22 protein-coding genes are annotated in these 24,219 nt (G+C 32.4%); 3 read left to right on the top strand and 19 right to left on the bottom strand.

Features of this window, described 5'->3' with window-relative positions; genetic code table 11:
• Window positions 1-9: 9 nt before the first annotated feature.
• Window positions 10-924 (top strand): YitT family protein, encoded by a 915-nt coding sequence (locus ACP15M_RS12395; protein WP_425077524.1) that lies wholly within the window; start codon window positions 10-12, stop codon window positions 922-924.
• On the opposite strand, the gene ACP15M_RS12390 is transcribed toward ACP15M_RS12395, so the two are convergent.
• The 13 genes from ACP15M_RS12390 to ACP15M_RS12330 form a co-directional block, all read right to left on the bottom strand.
• Window positions 919-1,149, bottom strand: a complete 231-nt coding sequence (locus ACP15M_RS12390; RefSeq protein ID WP_425077523.1) for a VF530 family DNA-binding protein — start codon at window positions 1,147-1,149, stop codon at window positions 919-921. The genes ACP15M_RS12395 and ACP15M_RS12390 overlap by 6 nt on opposite strands.
• Complete coding sequence (locus ACP15M_RS12385) at window positions 1,149-1,364, bottom strand: DUF6500 family protein (RefSeq protein ID WP_425077522.1); 216 nt, start codon at window positions 1,362-1,364, stop codon at window positions 1,149-1,151. The genes ACP15M_RS12390 and ACP15M_RS12385 overlap by 1 nt, the downstream gene beginning before the upstream one ends.
• On the bottom strand, window positions 1,365-2,636 hold the full coding sequence (locus ACP15M_RS12380; RefSeq protein WP_425077521.1) for a DEAD/DEAH box helicase: 1,272 nt from the start codon (window positions 2,634-2,636) through the stop codon (window positions 1,365-1,367).
• 104 nt (window positions 2,637-2,740) lie between these two features.
• Window positions 2,741-3,877: an N-acetyl-alpha-D-glucosaminyl L-malate synthase BshA gene (gene bshA, locus ACP15M_RS12375; RefSeq protein WP_425077520.1), complete on the bottom strand. Its 1,137-nt coding sequence runs from the start codon at window positions 3,875-3,877 to the stop codon at window positions 2,741-2,743.
• Between the two features lie 135 nt (window positions 3,878-4,012).
• Window positions 4,013-6,970, bottom strand: coding sequence for a glycoside hydrolase family 3 N-terminal domain-containing protein (locus ACP15M_RS12370; protein ID WP_425077519.1), 2,958 nt, complete (start codon window positions 6,968-6,970; stop codon window positions 4,013-4,015).
• A 128-nt stretch (window positions 6,971-7,098) separates the two neighbouring features.
• The gene (gene serB, locus ACP15M_RS12365; protein WP_425077518.1) at window positions 7,099-8,322 is read right to left on the bottom strand and encodes a phosphoserine phosphatase SerB; all 1,224 of its coding nucleotides are present in this window, start codon (window positions 8,320-8,322) and stop codon (window positions 7,099-7,101) included.
• 306 nt (window positions 8,323-8,628) lie between these two features.
• Window positions 8,629-10,182 carry a T9SS type A sorting domain-containing protein gene (locus ACP15M_RS12360; protein WP_425077517.1) on the bottom strand — a complete coding sequence of 518 codons (1,554 nt, stop codon included), beginning with the start codon at window positions 10,180-10,182 and terminating at the stop codon, window positions 8,629-8,631.
• Between the two features lie 258 nt (window positions 10,183-10,440).
• Window positions 10,441-10,926, bottom strand: a complete 486-nt coding sequence (locus tag ACP15M_RS12355; protein WP_425077516.1) for an ABC transporter ATPase — start codon at window positions 10,924-10,926, stop codon at window positions 10,441-10,443.
• An 8-nt stretch (window positions 10,927-10,934) separates the two neighbouring features.
• Window positions 10,935-11,129, bottom strand: coding sequence for a hypothetical protein (locus ACP15M_RS12350; protein ID WP_425077515.1), 195 nt, complete (start codon window positions 11,127-11,129; stop codon window positions 10,935-10,937).
• Between the two features lie 2 nt (window positions 11,130-11,131).
• Window positions 11,132-11,923: a (Fe-S)-binding protein gene (locus ACP15M_RS12345; protein WP_425077514.1), complete on the bottom strand. Its 792-nt coding sequence runs from the start codon at window positions 11,921-11,923 to the stop codon at window positions 11,132-11,134.
• 5 nt (window positions 11,924-11,928) lie between these two features.
• Window positions 11,929-13,242 carry a 4Fe-4S dicluster domain-containing protein gene (locus tag ACP15M_RS12340; RefSeq protein ID WP_425077513.1) on the bottom strand — a complete coding sequence of 438 codons (1,314 nt, stop codon included), beginning with the start codon at window positions 13,240-13,242 and terminating at the stop codon, window positions 11,929-11,931.
• 12 nt (window positions 13,243-13,254) lie between these two features.
• Window positions 13,255-14,202 (bottom strand): MlaD family protein, encoded by a 948-nt coding sequence (locus ACP15M_RS12335; RefSeq protein WP_425077512.1) that lies wholly within the window; start codon window positions 14,200-14,202, stop codon window positions 13,255-13,257.
• A 54-nt stretch (window positions 14,203-14,256) separates the two neighbouring features.
• Window positions 14,257-15,375, bottom strand: coding sequence for an N-acetylmuramoyl-L-alanine amidase family protein (locus tag ACP15M_RS12330; RefSeq protein WP_425077511.1), 1,119 nt, complete (start codon window positions 15,373-15,375; stop codon window positions 14,257-14,259).
• A 128-nt stretch (window positions 15,376-15,503) separates the two neighbouring features.
• Here ACP15M_RS12330 and ACP15M_RS12325 point away from each other — a divergent pair, with 128 nt between their 5' ends.
• On the top strand, window positions 15,504-18,263 hold the full coding sequence (locus ACP15M_RS12325; RefSeq protein ID WP_425077510.1) for a putative LPS assembly protein LptD: 2,760 nt from the start codon (window positions 15,504-15,506) through the stop codon (window positions 18,261-18,263).
• On the opposite strand, the gene rimO is transcribed toward ACP15M_RS12325, so the two are convergent.
• Window positions 18,260-19,561, bottom strand: coding sequence for a 30S ribosomal protein S12 methylthiotransferase RimO (gene rimO, locus ACP15M_RS12320; RefSeq protein WP_425077509.1), 1,302 nt, complete (start codon window positions 19,559-19,561; stop codon window positions 18,260-18,262). The genes ACP15M_RS12325 and rimO overlap by 4 nt on opposite strands.
• Before the next feature lie 131 nt (window positions 19,562-19,692).
• On the opposite strand from rimO, the gene ACP15M_RS12315 reads away from it, so the two are divergent.
• The gene (locus tag ACP15M_RS12315; RefSeq protein WP_425077508.1) at window positions 19,693-20,676 is read left to right on the top strand and encodes a fibronectin type III domain-containing protein; all 984 of its coding nucleotides are present in this window, start codon (window positions 19,693-19,695) and stop codon (window positions 20,674-20,676) included.
• A gap of 53 nt (window positions 20,677-20,729) precedes the next feature.
• On the opposite strand, the gene ACP15M_RS12310 is transcribed toward ACP15M_RS12315, so the two are convergent.
• The 5 genes from ACP15M_RS12310 to rpmB all read right to left on the bottom strand — a co-directional run bounded on the left by ACP15M_RS12310 (window position 20,730) and on the right by rpmB (window position 24,163).
• Window positions 20,730-22,364 (bottom strand): amidase family protein, encoded by a 1,635-nt coding sequence (locus ACP15M_RS12310; RefSeq protein WP_425077507.1) that lies wholly within the window; start codon window positions 22,362-22,364, stop codon window positions 20,730-20,732.
• A gap of 73 nt (window positions 22,365-22,437) precedes the next feature.
• Window positions 22,438-23,412: a signal recognition particle-docking protein FtsY gene (gene ftsY / locus ACP15M_RS12305; protein WP_425077506.1), complete on the bottom strand. Its 975-nt coding sequence runs from the start codon at window positions 23,410-23,412 to the stop codon at window positions 22,438-22,440.
• A 145-nt stretch (window positions 23,413-23,557) separates the two neighbouring features.
• Window positions 23,558-23,710, bottom strand: a complete 153-nt coding sequence (locus ACP15M_RS12300; protein WP_008271041.1) for a DUF4295 domain-containing protein — start codon at window positions 23,708-23,710, stop codon at window positions 23,558-23,560.
• A gap of 7 nt (window positions 23,711-23,717) precedes the next feature.
• Window positions 23,718-23,900, bottom strand: coding sequence for a 50S ribosomal protein L33 (gene rpmG / locus ACP15M_RS12295; RefSeq protein ID WP_031444791.1), 183 nt, complete (start codon window positions 23,898-23,900; stop codon window positions 23,718-23,720).
• A 26-nt stretch (window positions 23,901-23,926) separates the two neighbouring features.
• Window positions 23,927-24,163 carry a 50S ribosomal protein L28 gene (gene rpmB, locus ACP15M_RS12290; protein ID WP_040251681.1) on the bottom strand — a complete coding sequence of 79 codons (237 nt, stop codon included), beginning with the start codon at window positions 24,161-24,163 and terminating at the stop codon, window positions 23,927-23,929.
• Window positions 24,164-24,219: the final 56 nt, after the last annotated feature.

The raw sequence follows: 24,219 nt of genomic DNA, 5'->3' as shown, positions 1-24,219 counted from the left end.
CTAAAGCCTATGCTTTCAAAACGTTCCAAAATATACAAATCAATCTCAGAATATTTTCAAATATTTTTAGGAATCATTTTAGCAAGTATCGGACTTAAAGCTTTTTTATTACCAAACGGTTTTTTAGATGGAGGTGTTACAGGTGTAGCACTTTTAATTAAAACACAAGTAGATATTAATTTATCATATTTGCTCATCGTTTTTAGTATTCCGTTTTTAATTCTAGGATACTATACCGTTTCAAAACGTATCGTTATTAAATCTATTATTAGCATCTTAGGTCTAGCATTATTTATTCATTTTGAAAATTTTGAAACCATTACAAACGACAAGTTTCTCATCTCAATTTTTGGTGGTTTATTTCTAGGTTCTGGGATTGGAATTGCCATTAGAAATGGTTCTGTATTAGATGGCTCAGAAATTTTAGGTGTATTTATTAATGATAGATTTGGAATTAGCATTGGCAAAGTAATTCTTATTTTCAATATTATTCTATTCTCTATTACGGCATTCATTATCTCTGTTGAAGTCGCTATGTATTCTATTTTAACTTATATCGTTACTGCAAAAGTAACCGACTTGATTATTGAAGGGTTTGAAGACTTCATTGGTATAACAATTGTCTCTAAAGAATTTGCAAAAATAGAAACTGCTATCATTAAAGAACTTGGTGCAGGAATGACTTTATACCAAGGTAAAAAAGGTTTTGGAAGCACAGGTGAAAAGCAAAATTTTGACATTATTCACACTATAATCAATCGTATTGACATAAAAAAAATGTATCGTATTGTAGCCGATATTGATGAACACGCTTTTATTGTTGAATTTGATGTGAATAATGTAAAAGGTGGTGTTTTAAGACGCTATTTAGATCGAAAAAAAGGAAAAAATGTGGCTAAATTTATTGCAGAACAAGGGTTATAAATCTGTATTATTCTTCAAATAATTCAAATATAAATCTTCAACCTTAGTTCTAGCCCAAGGTGTTCGACGTAAAAATTTTAAACTTGATTTTATTGATGGATCATGAGTAAAACAACGAATATTAATCTGATAGCCCAAATATTCCCATCCATAATGCGCTTGCAATTCTGTTACAATTTGCTCAAGTTTAATGCCATGTAAAGGATTGTTTGGCTGCGTTTTCATTATAACTGTTCTACAAGTTGCTTTATTTTTACAGCTTTCTCAAAATGATCTAACTCGTGAGTTTTAATCCACCACGTCGCAGCTTCCATTAGCAATTCAGGATTGTCATTTTTATTTTTAAAAAAGGCATAAAATGAAACACCTACATTTTCTCCTTTTTGAGCAATTTTTTGATTGCAAACAGTTACTATTTTTTGTTTTAAACTTGAAGTCATCTAATGTCTTTTATCGTTTCGTTGTTTAGAGTAATTTCTCTTGTTCTTATTATTTTTACGTCTTCCAGATGAATTCGTTTTTTTAGAATGACGTCGTTGTCTATTCTGACCAGGTTTAATTGGCTCGGTTGAAGCATTAGGATCTGGTTCAAACCCTTCAACTATTTCAACTTCAATATTTAAACCAATTAATTTTTCAATATTTTTTAAATAAGAGGTTTCATCTGCACTCACCAAAGATACAGCTTGACCATTGGCTCCTGCTCTACCAGTTCTTCCAATTCTATGAACGTAATCTTCAGAAATATTAGGCAACTCAAAATTAACAACATGAGGTAATAACGGAATATCTAAACCTCTTGCTGCAATATCTGTTGCTACCAATACACGAATGCTTCCGTTTTTAAAGCCAGCTAATGCTTTAGTTCTTGCGCCTTGACTTTTATTACCATGAATGGCTGCTGCACTTATGCCTGCAGAAATCATTTTTTTAGTAAGTTTATTCGCTCCATGTTTTGTTCTAGTAAATACAAGTACTTGTTCCCAATGACCTTCAGAAATTAACTTAATAATTAAACCTGTCTTTTTGTTTTTTGCTACACGATACACCTTTTGAGAAATTGCATCAACTGTGGAGTTTTCTGGTGTTGCTTCAACTTGAACTGGATTGTTTAAAATACCATTTGCTAACTTTCTAATGTCTTTTGAAAACGTAGCCGAAAACATCAAATTTTGACGCTTTGCTGGAATTAATTTCATAACACGTTCAATATCTCTTAAAAATCCCATGTCTAGCATACGATCGGCTTCATCGAGCACAAATACTTCAACATGTTTTAAGGATAACAATTTTTGATTCTGCAAATCTAATAATCGTCCTGGAGTGGCAATTAAAACATCAACACCTTGACGCAATCTATTGACTTGCGGATTTTGGTTAACACCTCCAAAAATAACCGTACTTTTTACATCTAAAAACTTACTATAATCTTTTACACTTTCGTGAACTTGAGCTGCAAGTTCGCGTGTTGGTGTTAGTATTAAAGCACGAATAACTCTGAATTTAGGACTTTGATTTTCAGACAACAAGTGTAATAAAGGCAATGTAAAGCCTGCTGTTTTTCCTGTACCTGTTTGCGCAGAAGCTAAAACATCTCGTCCTTCTAATACTGGAGGAATTGCTTTTTGTTGAATTGGACTAGGAGTTTCGTATCCTTTTTTGCTAATCGCTTTTAACAAGGCATCAGACAAGCCTAAAGATTGAAATGACATATAAATTAATTGGTAAATGACCTTCTAATTATTAGTGTCATTTTTATTGAAAGCAAAGGTAGTGCTAATTTTATCGATACTAGAATTTAGTTGCTTTTAATCTCTTATAACACCAAACATTTGCGCAATGTGTCTTGATAAATGCTTTCATACTGAGGAACAATAGCATGAATATCAAACTTATAAGACTCCTTTTTAGCATTGTTTTTAAACTCAGTCAGACGTGTTTCATCACTTAAAATATGAATTGCATTTTTCGACATATCTTCAATATCATTCACATTACTTAAATATCCTGAAACACCATGCGAGTTAACTTCTGGTATTCCTCCTGTATTGCTTGAAATTACAGGAACTCCTGAAGCCATGGCTTCTAAAGCTGCTAATCCAAAACTCTCAGTTATAGAAGGCAATAAAAACAAATCACTAAAACAAAGTATTTTATCAATTTCATTACTGTTTCCGAAGAAAACCACCTTATCACTTATACCTAGTTTAGCACATAATTGTTCAGCAGGTTCACGCTCTGGACCTTCGCCAACCATCATCAATTTTGCAGGTATATTCTTTTGAATGTTATAAAATACTTTTATCACATCTGGAATTTGCTTTACTTCTCTAAAATTACTGATATGCGTGATAATTTTTTCATCATCACTTGCCATCATACCACGTTGACAATCGGTAAAATGATTTTCGTATTTGCTCATATCAATAAAGTTAGGCACCACATTAATGTTATTTTTAATATCAAACAAACGCAAGGTATCTTCCTTTAAACTTTGAGATACAGAGGTTACTGCGTCTGATTTATTGATACTAAAAGTCACAGCTGTTTTATAAAATGGATGACTACCAACTAAAGTAATATCTGTTCCATGAAGTGTCGTTACAATAGGTATGTAAATGCCTTCTTCTTGCAGCATTTTTTTTGCCATATAAGCTGCATAAGCATGTGGTATTGCATAGTGCACATGCAAAATTTCAATACCATGAAGCTTGACCATATCGACTAACTTACTCGATAAAGCCAATTCATAAGGCTGATATAAGAATAGTGCATATTCAGGAACAGTAACCTCATGATAGTGCACATTATTACTCAACAATTCTAATCGAACGGGTTGACTATAGGTTATAAAATGAATTTCATGACCTCGCTTTGACAGTTCCAATCCTAACTCTGTGGCAACAACTCCACTACCTCCAAATGTTGGGTAACATACAATTCCTATTTTCATTTAATTGGTTTTATAGAATAGGTCTGAAAACCATTCAGAACCTAACAACATATAATTTAATATGATTAATGTAAAGATAAAGATTAATCAGCCTTAGTTAGAAACGTTTTAACATTTTGGAAAGATAAAATGTATTTATTCAATTATAGCTTCGTAAATAGCTTCTTGAATATTGGTTCTAATGTTTTCTCTTAGAAGTAAATTTTTTCCAGCTTTTGGATAGGTTCTATTGGCTAAAAAGATGTAAACAATTTCTTCTTCTGGATCAGCCCAAGCATAAGTTCCTGTAAAGCCTGAATGACCAAAACTAGTCATTGACAAACAACCGCAAGTTGGACCTTCATCACCTAATTGTGGTTTATCAAATCCGATGCCTCGTCTATTATCATCTTCACAATAGTAACAGGTATTGAATTTATCAAGTGTTTCTGTATTAAAATAACGCTTTCCACCATAATAGCCTTTTTGTAAATACAACTGCATGAGTTTAGCCACATCATTAGCATTACTAAAAATTCCTGCATGACCTCCTACTCCATTTTGCATGGCTGCTCCCATATCATGTACATAACCATGAATTTTTTGATAGCGATAATAATCGTCTACTTCGGTTGGAATAATATTTAAATTACTGAATTTTACCGATGGATTATACGTGGTATAATTTGCTCCAATAGATTGGTAGAAATGATCTTGCACCAATTGATCTAAAGGTTTATCATAATACTTTTCAATATATTTTTTTAAAATATAATACGGCATGTCACTGTAACGATAACGTAATCGAGATAACAAATCGCTTTCTTTAATGATTTTTTGAATAGAATCAGGATAATCCTTACGTAAATATAACTTTTCGGCTACTTTAATATTAAACTTTGGACTAAAGGTTTTTCGATAATATTTAGAATCTGGTTGTTTTGTAACGGAATCTAATGTTGAAATATAAAACGGAATCCAAGGTTTTAATCTCGCATAATGCGACAGCATTTGTTTAAGAGTCACATTCTTTTTGTTTGAATTTTTATATTCTGGAAGCAAACTTGAAAGCTTAGAGTTTAAAGAAACAATCTTTTTTTCTTCCAGCTCCATTACTAATGGTAACGTTGCTAAAATTTTGGTAAGGGAAGCCACGTCATAAATATCATCAAACTTTACAGCTTGCTTTTTATCATAGGTATGGTATCCAAAATTTTTATTGTAAATCACTTTCCCTTTTCTAGCAATAAGCAATTGAATTCCAGGTGTCATTTTATTATCCACAGCATATTGCGCAATAGAATCGACACGTTTTAAACCTTCAGAACTCATACCTACACGTTCTGGCAATCCATAGCTTAAATTATTGAGCGCATTATAAGTAGTACCATCGTTAACTTTAAAATATTCGCCTGTAGAAACTGGTAATGTTCCTTTTGCTGGAATAGCACCAAAAATAGCTTGAGCAGATTTTTGTTGGGCAATATCACTGTTTTGATAACTCATAACGATGCCTTCAATATTTTCAACTGTTTTTAAATCAATAAGCGAATAAGGTCTCGTAAATACATCTAAAACTACAGTATTGGTTCTCGCAATTTCATAGAGCCAAACCAATTCTTTATCTGAAAACTCATAGCTTTTCCAAGGATTGGCATTAGAACGATGAAACCCAATAATAACAGTATTGTAGTTTTGAAGTTTCGTAATCATTTCATCAAGCTTTTCAGCTTTTATCTGATGTACTTTCGTGTATTTTTTTAACTCATTATAAAACGTTGAACCAGTGTCGTCTCCTAGTTGTACATAAGCAATTTTTTTCGTCTGAAGATTTCTAAGAGGCAATACATCAGATTTATTTCTAACTACAGTTATGGCATTTTCCATTAATTCTTCATAAAGCGCATCATCTATAATCCGATTTAAATCATCATGTAAAGTCGCAGTACCAATTGGACTATAATCATGTAATCCAACCTTATATTTTGCCATTAATATTTTCTTAACCGAATGCGATAAACGCTCTTCTGTAATGACTTTAGTTTTATAAGCAGTCACAAATTTTTGAATGGCTTGCTTTGGGTTTTCAGACATTAACATGACATCATTTCCTGCTAAAAATGCCATCAAATCAATGTCGCCTTCTTTAGGAACTGTATTCATACTATTACCATCAATTCCTTTTTGAATATAATCTGCAACGCCTTTCATTTCTAAAGCATCAGTAAAAATTAAGCCTTTAAACTGAAGTGAATCTTTTAAAATATCGCTTACAATATGTTTAGATAAAGATGAAGGAAAGCCACGTCTAGGCTCTAAACTTGGCACGTTTAAATGTGCTACCATAACACTACTCAAGCCTTCTTTAATTAGCTTTTTGTAAGGATACAGTTCTACAGAATCAATTCGTTTTTCATCAAAATTAATGGTAGGTAAGGTTTTATGTGAATCACTTTCGGTATCACCATGACCAGGAAAATGTTTCGCATTTGCTAATACTCCAGCATCTTGCATCCCTTTCATAAAAGCCAAAGCTTTTTCGGTAACATTATCACGATCTTCACCAAACGAACGATTACCAATAATAGGATTTTTCGGATTAGTATTAATATCGACAACAGGCGCAAAATTAAAATGCACACCTATACGTTTACAATGTTCGCCAATATGATAACCAGTTCGTTCAATCAATTTATTATCGCGAATAGCTCCAAGTGTCATATTCCAAGGAAAGGCATAGGTTGAATCTAAACGCATGCTTAAACCCCATTCTGCATCCATGCCAATTAATAATGGTGTTTTAGAAATGGCCTGATATAAATTGTTGAGTTTAGCTTGACGAACAGGACCTCCTTTAGAATAAATTAATCCACCAATATGATGGTCATTTATAAGTTGAGCTATTTTGTTTTCGGTAGCTTTATCCTGATTAGAAAAGACCTGAACCATAAATAGTTGTCCGATTTTTTCCTCTAAAGGCATCACATTATAAAGGCTATCTACCCATTTTTTTTGCGCTTGAATATCTTGAGCAGCCAATGGATGATTTGCGTCTTGGGATGTTGCCGTATTTGAAACTAAAATAAAAGTGATGAGGGACAGAATATATCGCATAAATCAATTACATGTTAAGGTCTAATAAATAGAACTAAAAACTATGCCAAAATAGTATTTTTAAAACGAAGAATAAAGACTTTAAGATAGATTTATAAAGAAGGTTGTAAACAAAATCGAATAGTTTTCTATTCAATTAAATCGATATGTCTATCGTGATAGCCTAATAAATAAAGTACACCATCTAAACCTATACTTGATATCGAATTTTGTGCGTTGTCTTTTACTGTAGGTTTCGCATGAAACGCAATCCCTAATCCAGCTAGGTTAAGCATTTGTAAATCGTTTGCGCCATCACCAACAGCAATAGTTTGACTAATATCAATACCTTCTTTAACAGCTATTTCTTTAAGATAGTCTGCTTTTTTGTTACCATCAACAATAGCACCAATATAACGACCTGTTAATAGTCCATCTTTAATTTCTAACTGATTTGCATAAACGTAATCAATGCCTAATTCTTGCTTTAGGTAATCACCAAAATAAGTAAAACCTCCAGAAAGTATCGCAGTTTTAAATCCGTAACTTTTTAAAGCATCAATCAATCGTTTTGCACCTTTAGTAATGGGAAGATTTACAGCCACATCGTGAAGCACCTCTTCTGATAAACCCTTTAAAAGCTTCATTCGCTTTTTAAAACTCTCCTGAAAATCTATCTCGCCTTGCATTGCTGCTTCAGTAATCGCTTTAACTTCTTCACCAACACCAGCACGTTCTGCAAGCTCGTCAATAACTTCAGTTTGAATGAGTGTAGAATCCATATCAAAACACACTAAACGTCTATTTCTTCTGTAAATATTATCTTCCTGAAAGGCAATATCAACGTCTAATTCTCTAGAAATCTGCATGAATTTTTCAGTAAAATCTGTCTTACAATCAATTTTCCCACGAATAGACAATTGAATAGAAGCTCGAGGATACGCTTCAGTTTTAACCAATGATGTTCTTCCTGTTAATCGCTTAATCGCATCTATATTTAAGTTTTTTTCTGAAATAACTTTAGTGACCTGAGCAATTTGTTCGGCAGTTAATCTTTCTCCTAAAATGGTAACGATATAACGATCTTTCCCTTGAAGCTGAACCCAATTTTCGTAATCTTCAAGCGTAATTGGTGTAAATTTAGCAGTAACACCTAACTCGTACGATTTAAATAATAAATCTTTTAACACTGAAGCAGAGTTATGTCCAGATTCAATTTCGAACATAAAACCTAGTGACAAGGTATCATGAATATTGGCTTGACCAATATCTAATATTTTTGCTTCATATTGAGAGAGGACTTTAGTTAAGCTCGAGGTTAATCCAGGTTTATCTTGCCCAGAAATGTTCATTAAAAAAATCTCTTTTGCCATTCATTTTGCGCTTAAGGCTGTAAAAATGAGCATTCTATTTTAATTAAAAAAGAAATATTCAGAATTTGAATATTAATTATTGAGATTATAATTTTTGGGTTTTCTATTGAAGAAAAAACTGTAGCGTGTAAGATTTCTCGATACCTGCCTACTGCAGGCAGGCAATTTCAACACGTTGAAATCACTCGAAATGACATGAACTTGTCATTCAGAATGAAACGAGGTAAAGCGATGAATCTCTAAGAAAGAATATATAGATTGCCACTATGAACCAACCAAATTGTAATGATGAATAAGTTTTGATAACTAGTCTTTAAGCACTTTAAATGTTTTAGATTGATCATTAACATAAACCTCTACAAAATACAAACCAGAACTAAGCATTGAAGTATTAATTGTACCATTATTAATATTTGGAGTTAAAGAAGTGACTTGTTGTCCTAAAGCATTATAAATAGTAATAGTGTTTACAACATCTATTCCTTTAAAGTGCAGTCTAGTTGTTGTTGGATTAGGATACAATGTAAATGAATTAAATACATCTTCTTTTATTGACAATGTTGCATCTTGAACACTAATACTAAATAAATCTGAACTAGCACCTCTATCTGTTGTATCATCTGACCAAACTTGTATGTAATATTCTGTGCCTGTAGTAACACTAATATTTTCTAAAGTATTTAAACCACAAGCATTAGGAACATGAGTTAGGTTTGCACAATCGCCTTCCCATAACTGCAAGTTATAATTACCTCCATCAACTATAATATCAATCTCATCTAAATCATATGAATTAAATCTAAACCAAACGTCAATTCTACCATCGCTATCATTACAACTTGGTACTTGAGAAGATTGTGTACCATCAATAATATAACCAAGTTCTTCTTGTAAAAGAGGAATATTGAAAGCTAAAGAACATTCATCATTTACAGGTGGTATATCACATCCATAAGCAACTTCAGAAACACTATTACAGCCTTGGGCATTGTTACTTATAGCAACAACTGCTCCCAGCAACATATTACTAATAGTATTACATACCATTTGATTATCGCAGATTGAGAGGTTTGGATTGTTTCTTATAGAAAGAACCTGAATTGTTGAAATATTCTCAATTGAAGATATATCTGTCAACAAATTATTATTATTTATTGAAAGCCAATTTAGTGAGTTTAAAACTTCCAATCCTATAAGACTTTCAATATTAGAACCTGATAAAAAAATAGAACCTTCAAACGCACTCGTTAAACCTGTAAAAGCCTGAAAAGAAGGGTTATCGTCCAGATTAATCGTGCCTTCCTCTAAAGATTCTAAACCTGTAAGATTTAATAAATTTTGATTATTATATATTTCAAAACTAAATGTAGATGTTAAACTCTCAAATCCTTCCAAATTTAAAAGTGAATGATTTGAATTAATAGTTATATTCTCTGGGTTTTGAATAGCAAAACCTTGTATTCCATCTAAACTAATTAATGCAGGATTACCAAGAATAACAATTTCATTAATACCAGAGACATTTGTTATGTTAGAAAGACCTTGAAGGTTTGTCAATGAAGCGTTGCCTATTATACTAAGTTTATTTACAGATAACGATGAATTAAAACCATTTAAATTCTGTAATATTGGGTTATATGAAATATTAAAATCTAAATTAATAGAAGTGATTTGTGATAATGGTGTTAAATCTACAATATCATCACCACTAATAGTTAAAAAGTCTACTTCAGTATAATTTGGGTAATCTACAGGAAACGCATCAACATCAACTTGAGAATCTAGAGTAATAGATGTGAATTGCCCAAAACTAAAATATGATGTTAAAAAGAAAATAAATATAAGGTAAAATTGTTTCATAGTTTAATAGCTTAAAAACAAATATAGAAAAATTACTTCACTTTTGTAGAGTAAATAAATTTAAATTTTGTGCTACTAAAAAGAGATTCATTGTCATCCTTGAAAATTTCTACATAATAAAAAACTATTATAAAGAACAAATCAAAGTCAAGTGATGAATCTAAATATATAAATTGCCACGACTGCACTTCGAGAGCCTCTGTGAAGTCAGTCTCGCAATGACATCGTAACGTCATTCAGTATCGAAAGTTTTCAGGATTATTTCAAAAATCTAGAATGCCAGCTTTCACTTGCAGGAACTTCCCAATTTTCGTTGAATTCTGCCACGTTAGTCACCATGTTATTAAAAACAATAGTATTCTTAGAAACCGCTTTGTCTTTAGCCATCTTTTTAAAATCTAACAACGACTTATATGCGATATATTCGCCTTGTTTGTAAGAGACATTCATTTTATCCATTAAATCAACGTTGTAGTCTTTTTCTAACTGCTGAATAAAATGTACTGAAGCATCAATACTACAACCTGTGGCTTTATTCAAATTTTGGTTTAAACCTATAACAATAAAGCGCTTATATTTTATAGTAAAACCAGCTTGTAAATCGCTACCATGAGCTGTCCAATTTCCAATAAACGTATTTAGCTTTTCTTCTATTTCTGAAAGCTCTTGCTCTGTAAACGAACGATTAGCTTGATAGATCCAGACTCTAGATTCTTCTGGTAAGGTATTAAAATTAACTAGCATAAAATGCCTTATTTTTTATGTTTTTTAAAATTACGATAGGTTAAAAACCCATACATGATGGTTGCAAAAATATAGTAGAATCCTAGACGTGGCCAAGAAAAGCCTCGTCCTAAAATATAATCTATTAGTGATACAATTAAACAAAAAATTGCTCCACCAACCAGTGCAGCAATTAGTACTTGTTTTTTATCTACTTTGGCCATAGTTACAATTGTTCTGAGCTGGCAATTATTTCAGCAATATCCATGACTTTAACTTCACCTTCTTTTTCATGAGCTTTAATGCCATCTGTCATCATCGTATTGCAATAAGGGCAACCTGTTGCAATAATATTCGGATTTGTTTCTAGAGCATCTTTAGTTCGCATTACATTAATATCCATATCACCTTTTTCTGGCTCCTTAAACATTTGTGCTCCTCCAGCTCCACAACATAACGCAGTACTTTTATGACGTTTCATTTCAATAATACTCGCATTGGTTTTATTGAGAACACTTCTAGGTGATTCGTACACTTTATTTGCTCTACCTAAATAACAAGGATCATGAAATGTAATACGTTTGCCTTTAAATGTGTTTCCTTCAATAGTTAATCGTCCAGCATTTATGAGTTCTTCAATATATTGTGTATGATGAACCACATCGTAATTTCCGCCAAGATTTGGGTATTCGTTCTTTAAGCAATTAAACGAATGTGGATCACAAGTGACAATTCGCTTAATTTCATAAGCATTTAAAACCTCAATATTCATCATAGCTTGCATCTGAAACAAAAATTCATTTCCAGCGCGTTTTGCAACATCTCCTGTGCAGCTTTCTTCAGCACCTAAAACGGCAAAATCTACATTTGCTTTATTGAGAATTCTAACAAAGGCTTTGGTTATTTTTTTTGCTCTATCGTCATAACTTCCTGCAGAACCGACCCAAAATAAAATTTCTGGTTGCTTTCCTTCAGCCATGAACTGCTGCATTGTTGTTACTTTAAGTTCGTTGCTCATAATCTTTATTCATTTACCCAGTTTAATCGATCCATTTGATTGTATGGCCAAGGTGCTCCATTATTTTCGATGTTGGTCATCATGTTATTTAATTCCATTGGAGCAGCACTTTGTTCCATAACCAAATACTGACGCATTTGCATGATAATATTTAGTGGATCTATACTTACAGGACAAGCTTCAACACAAGCATTACAGGTGGTACATGCCCAAAGTTCTTCATTAGTAATATAATCGCCTAAAAGTTGTTTTCCATCATCTTTAAATTCGCCTTTATTAGCATCAATATTTTTACCAACTTCTTCAAGACGATCACGCGTATCCATCATGATTTTACGAGGTGATAATTTTTTACCCGTTTGATTGGCTGGACATTCGCTCGTACAACGACCACATTCGGTACAGGTATAAGCATTAAGTAAGTTTAGCCAACTTAAATCTTGCACATCACTAGCTCCAAATTTTGCTGGCACAGCAGCTTCAGCGCCTTCAGGAGGTGCTGCAAAAGGATCAACATTTGGATCCATCATCATTTTGACTTCTTTTGTAACCGCTTCTAGATTAGGAAACTGACCTTTAGGAGTTAGTTTTCCGTAGTAAGTATTTGGAAATGCTAATAAAATATGTAAATGCTTAGAAAAATATAAATAATTCAAGAAGATTAAGATGCCTACAATGTGTAACCACCAAGCTGAACGTTCAATTATGTGAAGTGTGCTTTCTGGCAATGCACTAAACCAAGGTGCAATAAATTGACTCGTCACATTACCTGAATCCATTGCTTGAAACGTAGTATCTGTTGCATTCATTATTAAGAATAAACACATGAGTACGACTTCAAAGTACAGAATAATGTTACCATCACTTTTAGGCCAACCTTTCATTTCAGCACTTAAGAAACGTTTCAGTTTAATTACATTTCGTCGTAACCAAAACACAATTACTGCAACTAAAACTAATATGGCTAATACTTCAAAAGCACCAATTAAAAATCCGTAAACAGATTCTGGCAAAACTTTAAGTCCGATACGATGCGTTCCGAAGAGTCCGTCGATAATAATTTCAAGAACTTCAATATTAATAATAATAAAACCTACATAAACAATAACATGAAGAAATCCAGCTATAGGACGCTTTACCATTTTGGTTTGTCCGAGAGCAATCATGGTCATGTTTTTCCAGCGTTGTGATTTATTGTCAGAAACGTCAATATCTTGACCTAGTTTTATATTTCTAACTAGTTTTTTTACGTTGTTAGCAAAATAACCAATACCAGCTATGAGGATAATGGCAAATAATATGTTTGGTAAGTATTCCATTTTACAGTACGCTTATTTTTGGTCTTTTTCAGAAGGTGTATAAGGTATTTCTTTTTTAGATAAAATACGTCTATATCGAGCAGGATGCAACTTTATATCTCGAATCAATTCTTCAATTTCTTTTGATGCTGCTTCAAGGTTGTCGTATAAGGTTTCTTCTTTTAATAATTTTCCAATAGTCCCTTCTCCTTTGTTAATGCCAGACATGATTACATCAAAGTTATTTACTAACAATTGTAAATCTTTTAAGGTTTGAGGAAGATTAGCTTTAGAAATCGAATCTGATAATGTCGAAAAATTAGCTGACATGTTTTCAAAATTAGACAAGGTTGCTGATAAACTTTCTTCATTAGAAGCAATCAATTTGTTTAAAGACATTGATGTGTTTTTAAACGATTTTATTGTGGCATTTAATTCTGAAATGGCTTCCTTTAAGTTCTTTTTTGTATCCTTATCTAAAATTTCATTTACATTAACTAATACCGAATCGGCATCTGTCATTACAACTTCAATTTTTTCTTGTAGAGGTGTAAGTCGTTGATTTACTAATTCTGTTAAACCAGCTTTTACTGTGGTTTCTAAATAGCTACCTGATTTAGCATTTTCATCATTATCAAAAGCAGGAATAATAGCCACAGCTTTGCCACCAATTAAACCTAAGTCATATAATTGTGCTTTACTATTTTTTGAAAATTGAAAATCGCTATCAATTAGAAGCGTAACCATTAACTTTCCCGAACCATCACCTTTAAAAGTAATATCTTTGACCTTTCCAACAGTCATACCATTAATAGTTACTGGTGTTGATGATGCAAGACCTTCAACATTATCATAGACAGCATAGTACGTACGTGAAGAGTCTAATATATTTTCTCCTTTAAGGTAATTGAATAAGAAAATGAATAGTAGAATACCAGAAATGACTAATACTGCTGTTTTAACTTCTCTAGAGATTTTCAATGCGACAAATATTTGGTTATAACAAACTTAATAATAAATATATAAAGATAGTGTCTAATTTGTACTAGTTTTTAAGGCTTCTGAAAGATTAATTTGCACTCCATCTTTAAAGGCAACAACAAAACCTGTGGTATATCCTTTTTGTTTAGCAACTGTTTCTAAACGTCGTATTTTATTTAAATCTGAAGTATTTCCGTAATAATATTTGTAAAGCGTTCCTACTTTTTCTTTTGAAATCTCTGAAAGCCCATTAAAATTATATGATTTAGGTTCTAAATCTCTAGAGCTTGCAGCAATTTGAACTTTAAAAGTGATGTTTTGATAGATTAGCTCCTTTTCATTTGATAGATCATCAGCATTTGAAGCAGAATCGTTATAAATATTTTCTCCTACGTTTTGATCTAAACTCTTTTTATATTCTAATATCGCTTCAATAATAGAGCTCGCCATTTTAGACTGCCCATTTTTAGAATTTAAATATGCGCCTTCCTTTTTGTAGGTTAAAAACCCTGTTTCAACTAAAACACTTGGCATGTATGTATTGTGCAACACCCAAAAACCAGCTTGTTTTACACCTCTACTGTTTCGTTTTCTTTTAAATTTAAAGCTATCTTCAATTAATCGTGCAAGCTTTATACTTTGATCTAAGTATTCTTCTTGCATTAAAGTTAAACCTATATGTGATTCTGGAGAATTAGGATCAAAGCCTTCATAGTGTTTTTCGTGATCTGCCTCTAAGAATATAACTTCGTTCTCTTTTTTAGCGATTTCAAAATTTCGTTGGTTTGCATGCAGTCCAAGAACAAATGTTTCAGTTCCGTGTGCTGATGAATTATGCGCATTACAATGTACAGACACAAACAAATCTGCATTAGCATCATTTGCAATTTTAGCTCGTCCTCTTAAGGTAACAAAGGTGTCTGTTTTTCTAGTATAAATGACTTCAATATCGCTATTCTTCTTCAGTTCATTTCCAACAGCCAACACAATTTTAAGCGCAATTTCTTTTTCTTTATATCCACTTCCAAGATTACCAGAGTCATGACCTCCATGTCCAGCATCAAGGACTACTACAAATTTATCTTTGTCGTTATTTTGAGCTATTACAGATGTTAAAAAACATGTAAATATTAAGGTTATTGATACGATTATATAATGTAAGTTCGTTTTCATACTTGTGCTAACGGTTAATACTTTTGGTTTATTTTAAAAATGCCTTTTTACACTTATTATAATTGACTTACAACGCTTTTCATAAATAGACTTAAATTATAAACTAATCATAAAAAATATATGTAATTTTGGCAATTCAAAAACCGAGCCATACTTTAGCAAAAATACATTTAAAAGCATTGCGTACAAAAAGCTTTCATATACTTTTTACCTTAAGTTTTACCGTGTTTATTAACATGTTTTGCTTTGCTCAGGAATTGCCAAAACCTAAAGATCCTATAAGGCCAAAACCCATCACTGATACTACAGTTGTAAAGACAGATTCTATTATTGGTTTACCAACCCCTATCAAAGAGATTGATAGTACTCAAAAAGATTCTGTACCAAAAAAGAAAGAATTTCTCACAGACATTGTTAAGTATAAAGCTAAAGACTACGTGTCTATGAATCAACGTTTACAGCAAACAACACTTTATAATGAAGCCGAAGTAAACTATGGAGACATGAACATTACTTCTGGCATTATTATAATAGATCACAATAAAGATTTGGTATATGCTGGACGTCTTAAAGATACAGCTGGAGTTTACACACAATCACCTGTTTTTACTCAAGGTGCAAATGTTGTTGAACCAGATTCTATTATTTTTAATACCGTTACCAAAAAGGCCCTTATTTTTAATTCAAGAACTGAACAAAGTGGAGGCACAATCATATCTGAGGTTACAAAAAAAGAAAATGATTCGGTTTATTTTGTGAAAAACGCAAAATATACAACATCTGAAAACTTAGACGATCCCGAATATTACTTTTTAATGAGAAGAGCCAAAATTGTTCCTGGAAAAAAAGTAGTTACTGGTTTAGCAAACATGTTTATTTACGATGTGCCAACACCAATTGGTGTTCCGTTTGCTTATTTCCCGATGAGTGACAAACAAACTTCTGGAATTATTTTTCCTTCTTTTGGTGAAGATAATGGTAACGATAGAGGTTATTTTTTACAAAATGGTGGTTATTATTTTGCTATTAGTGATTATATTGATTTAGCTGTACTTGGTGACTACTACACCAATGGAAGTTACGGATTACGACTTGAAACAAACTATGTCACACGATATCGATATAATGGAAAGTTAAGCTTAAGATATGAAAACCTAATTAATAGCGAAAGAGGGTTTCCTGATTATTCAAAATCTACTATTTACAATATAAGATGGTCACATAGTCAAGACGCTAAAGCCAATCCGAGTTCAAGATTTTCAGCTTCGGTTAACTTAGGTAGTAGTACGTATTTTAGACAATCTATTAATCAACTTAACCTTTCAAACTCTCAAAACAACACTTTATCATCTTCAATTTCGTACTCAAAATCTTTTGAAGGAGAACCTCAAGTCAATACAAGTATTACAGCCACACACTCGCAAAACACCAATACCGAAGTTATCAATATGACTTTACCTACATTTCAAGGAAGTGTGAGTCGTGTGTTTCCGTTTGCACCAAAAACAGGCAGCAAAAAAGGAGTTATTCAGAATATTAATTTTCAGTATAATGTAAGGGCAGAAAATAGAATTCAAACTACAGATTCGCTTTTCTTTAAAAGTGAAATGTTTGATGAAGCTAAAATTGGAGCTTTACACTCTATACCAGTATCAACCAATTTTAAAGTGTTTAAATATTTTAGCATGAGTGCTAATGTTAATTTAGAAGAGAATTGGACTTACAATACGATTAATAAATTTCAAAATGAAGATGGCGAAATCATTACCGAAGACCTCAAAGGTTTTGACCGTTTTTTAACTTATAACTTTGGAACAAGTATTGGTACTACAATTTATGGTATGTTCAATTTTGAAAAAGAAGGAAAAGACCCAAAAATACAAGCCATACGCCATGTTATTAGACCATCTATTAGTTATAATATAAATCCAGCTTTTGATCAATATTATGATTCATTTGAAGTCATTGATGCTGATGGAACCACAAAAGAAGAATACACACGCTTTCAAAGTTCAATTTTTGGAGCTCCAAATCAAAATTTTTCTAGTTCATTAGGAATTTCTCTAGGCAATAATTTTGAAGCTAAAGTAAGAGATAGTGACAGCACTGCTACAGAGCCAAAAAAAATAAAACTGCTTAACAATTTAAACTTTTCTACGTCGTATAATTTTGCGGCAGATTCTCTTCGCTGGAGTCCGATGAGAGTCTCTGGAGGAACTACTGTTCTTAATGACAAAATGAATATTAATTTTGGAGCTACATTAGACCCTTATGCACTTGATAACAATAATAGAAGAGTTAACCAATTCAATATCGATAATGGAGGAAGTTTATTTAGACTAACATCTGCCAATATTAATATGAGTTATACACTTTCAAGTAAAACATTTGACGACACTAAACAAGAAGATGATCCAGCCATACAAGAATCTATAAGAAGTGGTGGTCGAGCAGACGACTTGTTTGGAAAGCCTCAAGATTTTGCAGATCGAAGACTTTCAGACGAAGACAAATCAAAACAAAACAAAGAGGAATCTACCGAATTCTACAATTATAAAATACCATGGAGCTTACGTTTGGCTTACGCTGTAAATTACTCAAATAGCACTAGACAAAATGAAATTTCTTCACATTCTCTTATGTTTTCTGGTGATATAGATTTATCGCCTCGATGGGCTATTGGAGCATCTTCTGGTTATGATTTTGTTAACCAAGGTTTCACTCTAACACAATTAAGGTTTGAACGTGATCTATTGTCTTGGCGAATGAATTTTAGTTGGGTTCCTTTTGGAACTTACAACTCTTGGAATTTCTTTATAGGAATTAAATCGAGTCTACTTAAAGACATCAAATATGATAAACGTAGACAGCGTGACCAAAGACTTTAAATTACTTCAGCGTATAAATCAAAATCTTCAGCTTCAATCACTTTAACTGTCACAAACTCTCCTGTTTTTAAATAGGTTTTTGTAGCATCAATAAGCACTTCGTTATCCACATCTGGAGAGTCAAACTCTGTTCGACCAACAAAATAGTTTCCTTCTTTTCTATCAATAACCACTTTAAATTCTTGTCCGATTTTTTGTTGATTCAATTCCCATGAAATTTGAGATTGAATTTCCATAATTTGGTTGGCTCTATCAATTTTAACCTCTTCAGGCACATCGTCTTCCAAATTATAAGCATGAGTATTCTCTTCGTGCGAATAGGTAAAGCAACCTAAACGCTCAAAACGCATCTCTTGTACCCAATTTTTAAGCGTTTCAAAATCGTCTTCAGTTTCACCAGGATAACCAACAATTAAGGTCGTTCTGATGGTCATTTCTGGAACTTTAGCTCTAAATTCTTTCAGAAGCTTTGTTGTTTTTTCCTTAGTAGTTCCACGACGCATACTTTTTAGAATAGAATCACTAATATGTTGCAACGGAATGTCTAAATAATTACATATTTTAGGTTCCTTCTTCATTATGTCTAACACATCTAAAGGAAATCCTGTTGGAAACGCATAATGTAAACGAATCCATTCTATACCTTCAACTTTAACTAAGTGCTCAAGTAGTTCGGCAAGATTTCTTTTCTTATACAAATCAAGCCCATAATAAGTTAAATCTTGAGCAATTAATATGAGTTCCTTTACACCATTAGCTGCTAATTTTTCAGCTTCAATCACTAAATCTTCAATTGGTGTAGACTTATGCTTGCCTCGCATTAAAGGAATGGCACAAAAGCTACAAGGTCTGTCACAACCTTCTGCTATTTTTAAATAAGCATAATTTTTAGGTGTCGTTGTTAGTCGCTCTCCAATAAGCTCATGCTTATAATCTGCTCCTAATGCTTTTAATAATTGTGGCAATTCGGTTGTTCCAAAATATTGATCAACATTAGGAATTTCTTTTTCTAAATCTGGCTTATAACGCTCACTTAAACATCCTGTTACAAAAACCTTATCAACGTCGCCAGCTTCTTTTTTCTGCATAAACTCTAAAATCGTATTTACGCTTTCTTCTTTTGCATTATTTATAAAACCACAGGTATTAATGACAACAACATTACCTTCTTCCTCATGAACTACTTCTTTTCCGTTGGCTTTTAGCTGTCCCATTAACACTTCGCTATCGTAAACATTTTTACTACAGCCAAGTGTAACCACATTGATTTTGTTTTTTTTAAGCGACCTCGTTCTCATCCTACAAATTTAAGTCTGCAAAGATACATAATGATTTGTGATAAACTCATTTAAACTCAAAATGCTTGACAATTATATTCTTGCATTCTAAATTATTGTATCTTATATTCGCAAAGACAAAAAATTAAATCATGAAAAAATTATTATCGATTTTAGCCTTATCAATTTTAATATTTAGTTGCTCAAGTGACAGTTCTGATGATGATGGTGGAGATAATAATCCTTGCCCCCAACCAACATCTTTAAGCATCAATAGTTTAACTAACACAACTGTAAGATTGGATTGGTCATCACAAGTACAATCCTCATTATATGATGTTGAGTATGGTATTATTGGTTTTTCTCAAGGAAGCGGAATTCGTCAAACGGTACCAAATGCATATCTCGATATTGAAAATTTAACACCTACTACTCAATATTCATTTTATGTTAGAGTATTTTGCCAATCAACTAATGGCTATAGTAATTGGGCTGGACCTTATGCCTTTGTAACCTTAGATAATAATCCTTATTGTGAAGATCCTTCAAATTTATACGTACAACCATACAATGATTCGGTGACTCATGATCATATAGACTTATCTTGGTCTGATGGTGATTTTGATGGCTCTCAAATTCAGTATGGCATTGAAGGTTTTACTATAGGAAATGGTACAATAGTAATAATAGATGATACTATTTACCCAAGTAATGCTAGAATAGATGGTCTAAATGCAAATACTTCTTATGATTTTTATGTACGTAATCAATGTGGAGATACTGGTTACAGTTCTTGGATTGGACCAGTTACTCAAAGCACGTTAGAAGAAGCTTTAAATCCAAATTGTATAGATCCACTTAATTTCACATTAGATCAAATCTATACAACTACTGGTGGTTCAGATATATTAGTATTTAGTTGGGACGAAATGAATGGTGAAAACACATGGCAGATTCACCAAACTGTTAATGGAAATCCGATAGGTTCTGGTACTACTTTAGATACAAGCTACAATCCAATTCAACTAACAAATTATACTTCCACAGGTGTCGTTTATGATTTTTATGTTAGAGCAAACTGTGGCATAGATGGTTATAGTGATTGGGTTGGACCAATTACTATTACTGGACCATAATAAATTATATAATTTAAAAAAAGCCTTTAGATTTTTTCAAAAGGCTTTTTTTTTTAATTATAAACCTTAGGAGCTAGTCTCATTTTTGAAGCTTGTTCGTAGCCAAATGCCCATTCTAGTAATGAATGTTCAGACCATGGTTTTGATATAAAAGTCAAGCCTTTTGGAACACCTTCAGCTGTATAACCCATAGGAACAGAAAGAGCAGGATACTCTGCAACAGCAGCTTCAGCCGCATGAAAATTATTTACCGATAGAATTGCATCAAGATCATGTGTTTTCATTGGCACATCAAAAAACTGTTTCCCATTAGTTTTTAGTATATTTTTAATAGCATCAAATTCAGCTTTAGAGCTACTATCTTTTGAAACACCTTCAAATAACTTTTGTCCATAAGGCATCGCTTTATCAGAATTTGACACATTAAACGCCATAACATCTTCAGTAGTTTTGAATGAAATATCTTCACTAGCTGAAGTTTCAAAATAAGATGCTAAGTCAACCTTCATATCTAAATTTAATAATCTTAAAAAGTCAGGCAATTCAATATTTTCTTCTGAAATTTCAATGATTTCAACACCTTGATTTTTAAGAACATCAATAGCATTTACATACAATGTATCTTCTTTTAATTTTTTAAACACACCGAATCGTTTTCCTTTTAAACTAATCTCAGAAATATTATTAAAGTATGGTTTTGAATTTGATTTTACAGATTTAAAGTCATTCTTATCATAACCATTCATAGCATCTAAAACAATGGCATTATCCATCACATTTTTTGTAATTGGTCCAGGCGTATCTAAAGTTGAAGAAATTGGAATGATACCAGTTCGACTTAGCAAACCTACAGTTGGTTTTAATCCTACAACAGAGTTTTGACTAGCAGGAGACAGAATTGAACCAGCTGTTTCGCTTCCTATAGCAGCAGCACAAAAATTTGCAGCAACTGCTACTCCACTTCCAGAACTTGAACCTCCTGTATCCATGATTTTTCGTCCATACGGATTTAAAGTTTGTCCGCCTACAGCAGAATAACCACTAGGACAATCACCACAGAAAAAGTAAGCCCATTCACTAAGATTTGCTTTACCAAGAATAATAGCTCCAGATTCTTTGAGTCTTTGCGTAATAAAAGCATCATTAGTTGTATTTTTCATTAAAGCTAATGCACCAGCAGTAGTTGCCATACCAGAAGCATTAATATTATCTTTTAATAAAATAGGTATCCCAAACACAGGATGCTTCAGTTTTTTATTTAACAATTCGCGATCTTTTTTTCTAGCTTCTTCAATAGCTTTAGGATTTAAAGAAATGACTGAATTTAAAGATAAATCATTTTCCCTATCGAAGGTTTTTATACGATATAAATAGAATTTAGTTAAGACTTCGTAACTCAGTTTACCACTTGTTATATGACCTTGAAGTGTTGGAATATCTTGATCTAAAACGAAGGGTTTAAGAGCATTATATTTTTCTTCTGAAAAGTCCTGCAATTGCTGATCTAAGGATTTCCAGATGTCTTCATTTGTAATGATTTGGGAATCTAAAACTTTAAACTCAGTAAAATCCTTTGTTGAAATAGCGCTTATGTCTTCAGAAGTTTCAACGTCTTTTTCTGGTAGTTTTTCGTCTTTTTTACAAGACACAATAAGCAATATCATAATAAAAATCAATACATATCTCATATTTTTATTTTTTATAAAAATACGGAAAACAGACAATTACCTAAATGAAGCTATTTTTGTTTAAGAAAGACTTTTATTTGAAGAAAGAATCTACAAACTCGTACTTATTAAATACTTGTAAATCTTCGATGCCTTCTCCTACTCCAATATATTTGACTGGAATTTGGAATTGGTCACTAATACCAATCACAACACCACCTTTAGCTGTTCCGTCGAGTTTAGTCACAGCAAGGGAAGTTACTTCGGTAGCTGCAGTAAACTGCTTGGCTTGCTCAAAAGCATTTTGACCTGTAGAACCATCAAGCACTAATAACACATCATGAGGCGCATCACCAACAACCTTTTGCATGACACGCTTTACTTTGGTGAGCTCGTTCATTAAATTAATCTTATTGTGCAATCGTCCTGCTGTATCAATAATAATCACATCTGCATCTTGATTAACTCCAGATTGCAAAGCATCGAAAGCCACACTTGCAGGATCACTTCCCATTTCCTGACGAATCATAGGTACATCTACACGATCTGCCCAAACTTGAAGCTGATCTATGGCAGCTGCTCTAAACGTATCAGCTGCTCCCAAAACAACTTTAAGACCTTTCTTTTTGAATTGATAAGCCAATTTACCTATGGTTGTTGTTTTACCAACACCATTAACACCTACTACCATTAAAACGTAAGGTGTTTTAGAACCATTGTCTTGTCGTGGCAAATTAGGAATGACATAATCGGTTTCTTCACCTGAGTTTGTTTCAGACAAAAGTGCAGCGATTTCTTCACGAAGAATTTTGTTTAACTCAGACGTTCCTAAATATTTATCTTTAGCAACGCGCTCTTCAATGCGTTCAATAACTTTTAGCGTTGTATTTACACCAACATCACTTGTTACTAAAACTTCTTCTAAATTATCAAGAACACTATCATCTACTTTAGATTTTCCTGCTACAGCTTTGTTTAGCTTAGTAAAAAAGGATGTTTTAGACTTCTCTAAACCTTTATCTAAGGTTTCTTTTTTATCTGAAGAAAATATTTTTTTAAAAAAACTCATTCGTATTACATATTTGGTTGGTTGTAGTCAAATTTTAAGCCGAACTTAACATACTGCTATATTGGCAGAAATTCGCTCAAATATAGCCATAAAAAAACTGCTTTCAAATCTGAAAGCAGTTCTAAATTAAACCTAAAAAGGGTTCTTATTTTTTGTTTAAAAAATCATTGACAAACTCTGGTGCCATTACTGACTCCACAAACATGTAAGCGCCTGTTTTTGGTGATTTCACCATTTTTATCGCTTTTGTAAGTCTTTTAGATCCTGTTTGTAATGATGCTACTGATTTCTTTGCCATGACTTAATTATTTTATCTCTTTATGAACTGTCATACGCTTTAAGATTGGATTAAACTTTTTAATCTCCATTCTATCTGGCGTATTCTTTTTATTTTTTGTTGTAATGTAACGAGACGTTCCTGGCATTCCAGACTCTTTATGCTCTGTACATTCTAATATAACCTGTATTCTATTTCCTTTTTTTGCCATTTTAAGTGACTTTAAGCGTTATGCTATTATTTTAAAAATCCTTTAGATTTTGCTTCTTTTAATGCAGCAGAGATACCAATTTTATTGATTGTCTTTAATGCTGAAGTCGATACTTTTAAAGTAACCCACTTATCTTCTTCAGGAATAAAGAAACGTTTCTTAATTAAATTCGCATTGAATTTACGTTTTGTTTTATTCATCGCATGCGACACGTTGTTTCCAACCATCGCTTTTTTTCCTGTAAGTTCACAAACTCTTGACATTTCTCTCTGACTTTAATTATGTTATTTCTTTCTGATAGTTCCTATTGTTTTTCAAA

It is taken from the genome of Psychroserpens sp. S379A (assembly GCF_049800755.1).
Lineage (GTDB): Bacteria > Bacteroidota > Bacteroidia > Flavobacteriales > Flavobacteriaceae > Psychroserpens.
Note: the sequence above shows the minus strand (reverse complement) of the source record. Positions and strands in the feature narration are given on the sequence as shown.

What these genes read in the sequence shown, in the direction of transcription:
- ACP15M_RS12395 (WP_425077524.1), top strand. Translation starts at nt 10, where the DNA reads ATGCTTTCAAAACGTTCCAAAATATACAAATCAATCTCAGAATATTTT.
- ACP15M_RS12390 (WP_425077523.1), bottom strand. Translation starts at nt 1,149, where the DNA reads ATGAAAACGCAGCCAAACAATCCTTTACATGGCATTAAACTTGAGCAA.
- ACP15M_RS12385 (WP_425077522.1), bottom strand. Translation starts at nt 1,364, where the DNA reads ATGACTTCAAGTTTAAAACAAAAAATAGTAACTGTTTGCAATCAAAAA.
- ACP15M_RS12380 (WP_425077521.1), bottom strand. Translation starts at nt 2,636, where the DNA reads ATGTCATTTCAATCTTTAGGCTTGTCTGATGCCTTGTTAAAAGCGATT.
- bshA (WP_425077520.1), bottom strand. Translation starts at nt 3,877, where the DNA reads ATGAAAATAGGAATTGTATGTTACCCAACATTTGGAGGTAGTGGAGTT.
- ACP15M_RS12370 (WP_425077519.1), bottom strand. Translation starts at nt 6,970, where the DNA reads ATGCGATATATTCTGTCCCTCATCACTTTTATTTTAGTTTCAAATACG.
- serB (WP_425077518.1), bottom strand. Translation starts at nt 8,322, where the DNA reads ATGGCAAAAGAGATTTTTTTAATGAACATTTCTGGGCAAGATAAACCT.
- ACP15M_RS12360 (WP_425077517.1), bottom strand. Translation starts at nt 10,182, where the DNA reads ATGAAACAATTTTACCTTATATTTATTTTCTTTTTAACATCATATTTT.
- ACP15M_RS12355 (WP_425077516.1), bottom strand. Translation starts at nt 10,926, where the DNA reads ATGCTAGTTAATTTTAATACCTTACCAGAAGAATCTAGAGTCTGGATC.
- ACP15M_RS12350 (WP_425077515.1), bottom strand. Translation starts at nt 11,129, where the DNA reads ATGGCCAAAGTAGATAAAAAACAAGTACTAATTGCTGCACTGGTTGGT.
- ACP15M_RS12345 (WP_425077514.1), bottom strand. Translation starts at nt 11,923, where the DNA reads ATGAGCAACGAACTTAAAGTAACAACAATGCAGCAGTTCATGGCTGAA.
- ACP15M_RS12340 (WP_425077513.1), bottom strand. Translation starts at nt 13,242, where the DNA reads ATGGAATACTTACCAAACATATTATTTGCCATTATCCTCATAGCTGGT.
- ACP15M_RS12330 (WP_425077511.1), bottom strand. Translation starts at nt 15,375, where the DNA reads ATGAAAACGAACTTACATTATATAATCGTATCAATAACCTTAATATTT.
- rimO (WP_425077509.1), bottom strand. Translation starts at nt 19,561, where the DNA reads ATGAGAACGAGGTCGCTTAAAAAAAACAAAATCAATGTGGTTACACTT.
- ACP15M_RS12315 (WP_425077508.1), top strand. Translation starts at nt 19,693, where the DNA reads ATGAAAAAATTATTATCGATTTTAGCCTTATCAATTTTAATATTTAGT.
- ACP15M_RS12310 (WP_425077507.1), bottom strand. Translation starts at nt 22,364, where the DNA reads ATGAGATATGTATTGATTTTTATTATGATATTGCTTATTGTGTCTTGT.
- ftsY (WP_425077506.1), bottom strand. Translation starts at nt 23,412, where the DNA reads ATGAGTTTTTTTAAAAAAATATTTTCTTCAGATAAAAAAGAAACCTTA.
- ACP15M_RS12300 (WP_008271041.1), bottom strand. Translation starts at nt 23,710, where the DNA reads ATGGCAAAGAAATCAGTAGCATCATTACAAACAGGATCTAAAAGACTT.
- rpmG (WP_031444791.1), bottom strand. Translation starts at nt 23,900, where the DNA reads ATGGCAAAAAAAGGAAATAGAATACAGGTTATATTAGAATGTACAGAG.
- rpmB (WP_040251681.1), bottom strand. Translation starts at nt 24,163, where the DNA reads ATGTCAAGAGTTTGTGAACTTACAGGAAAAAAAGCGATGGTTGGAAAC.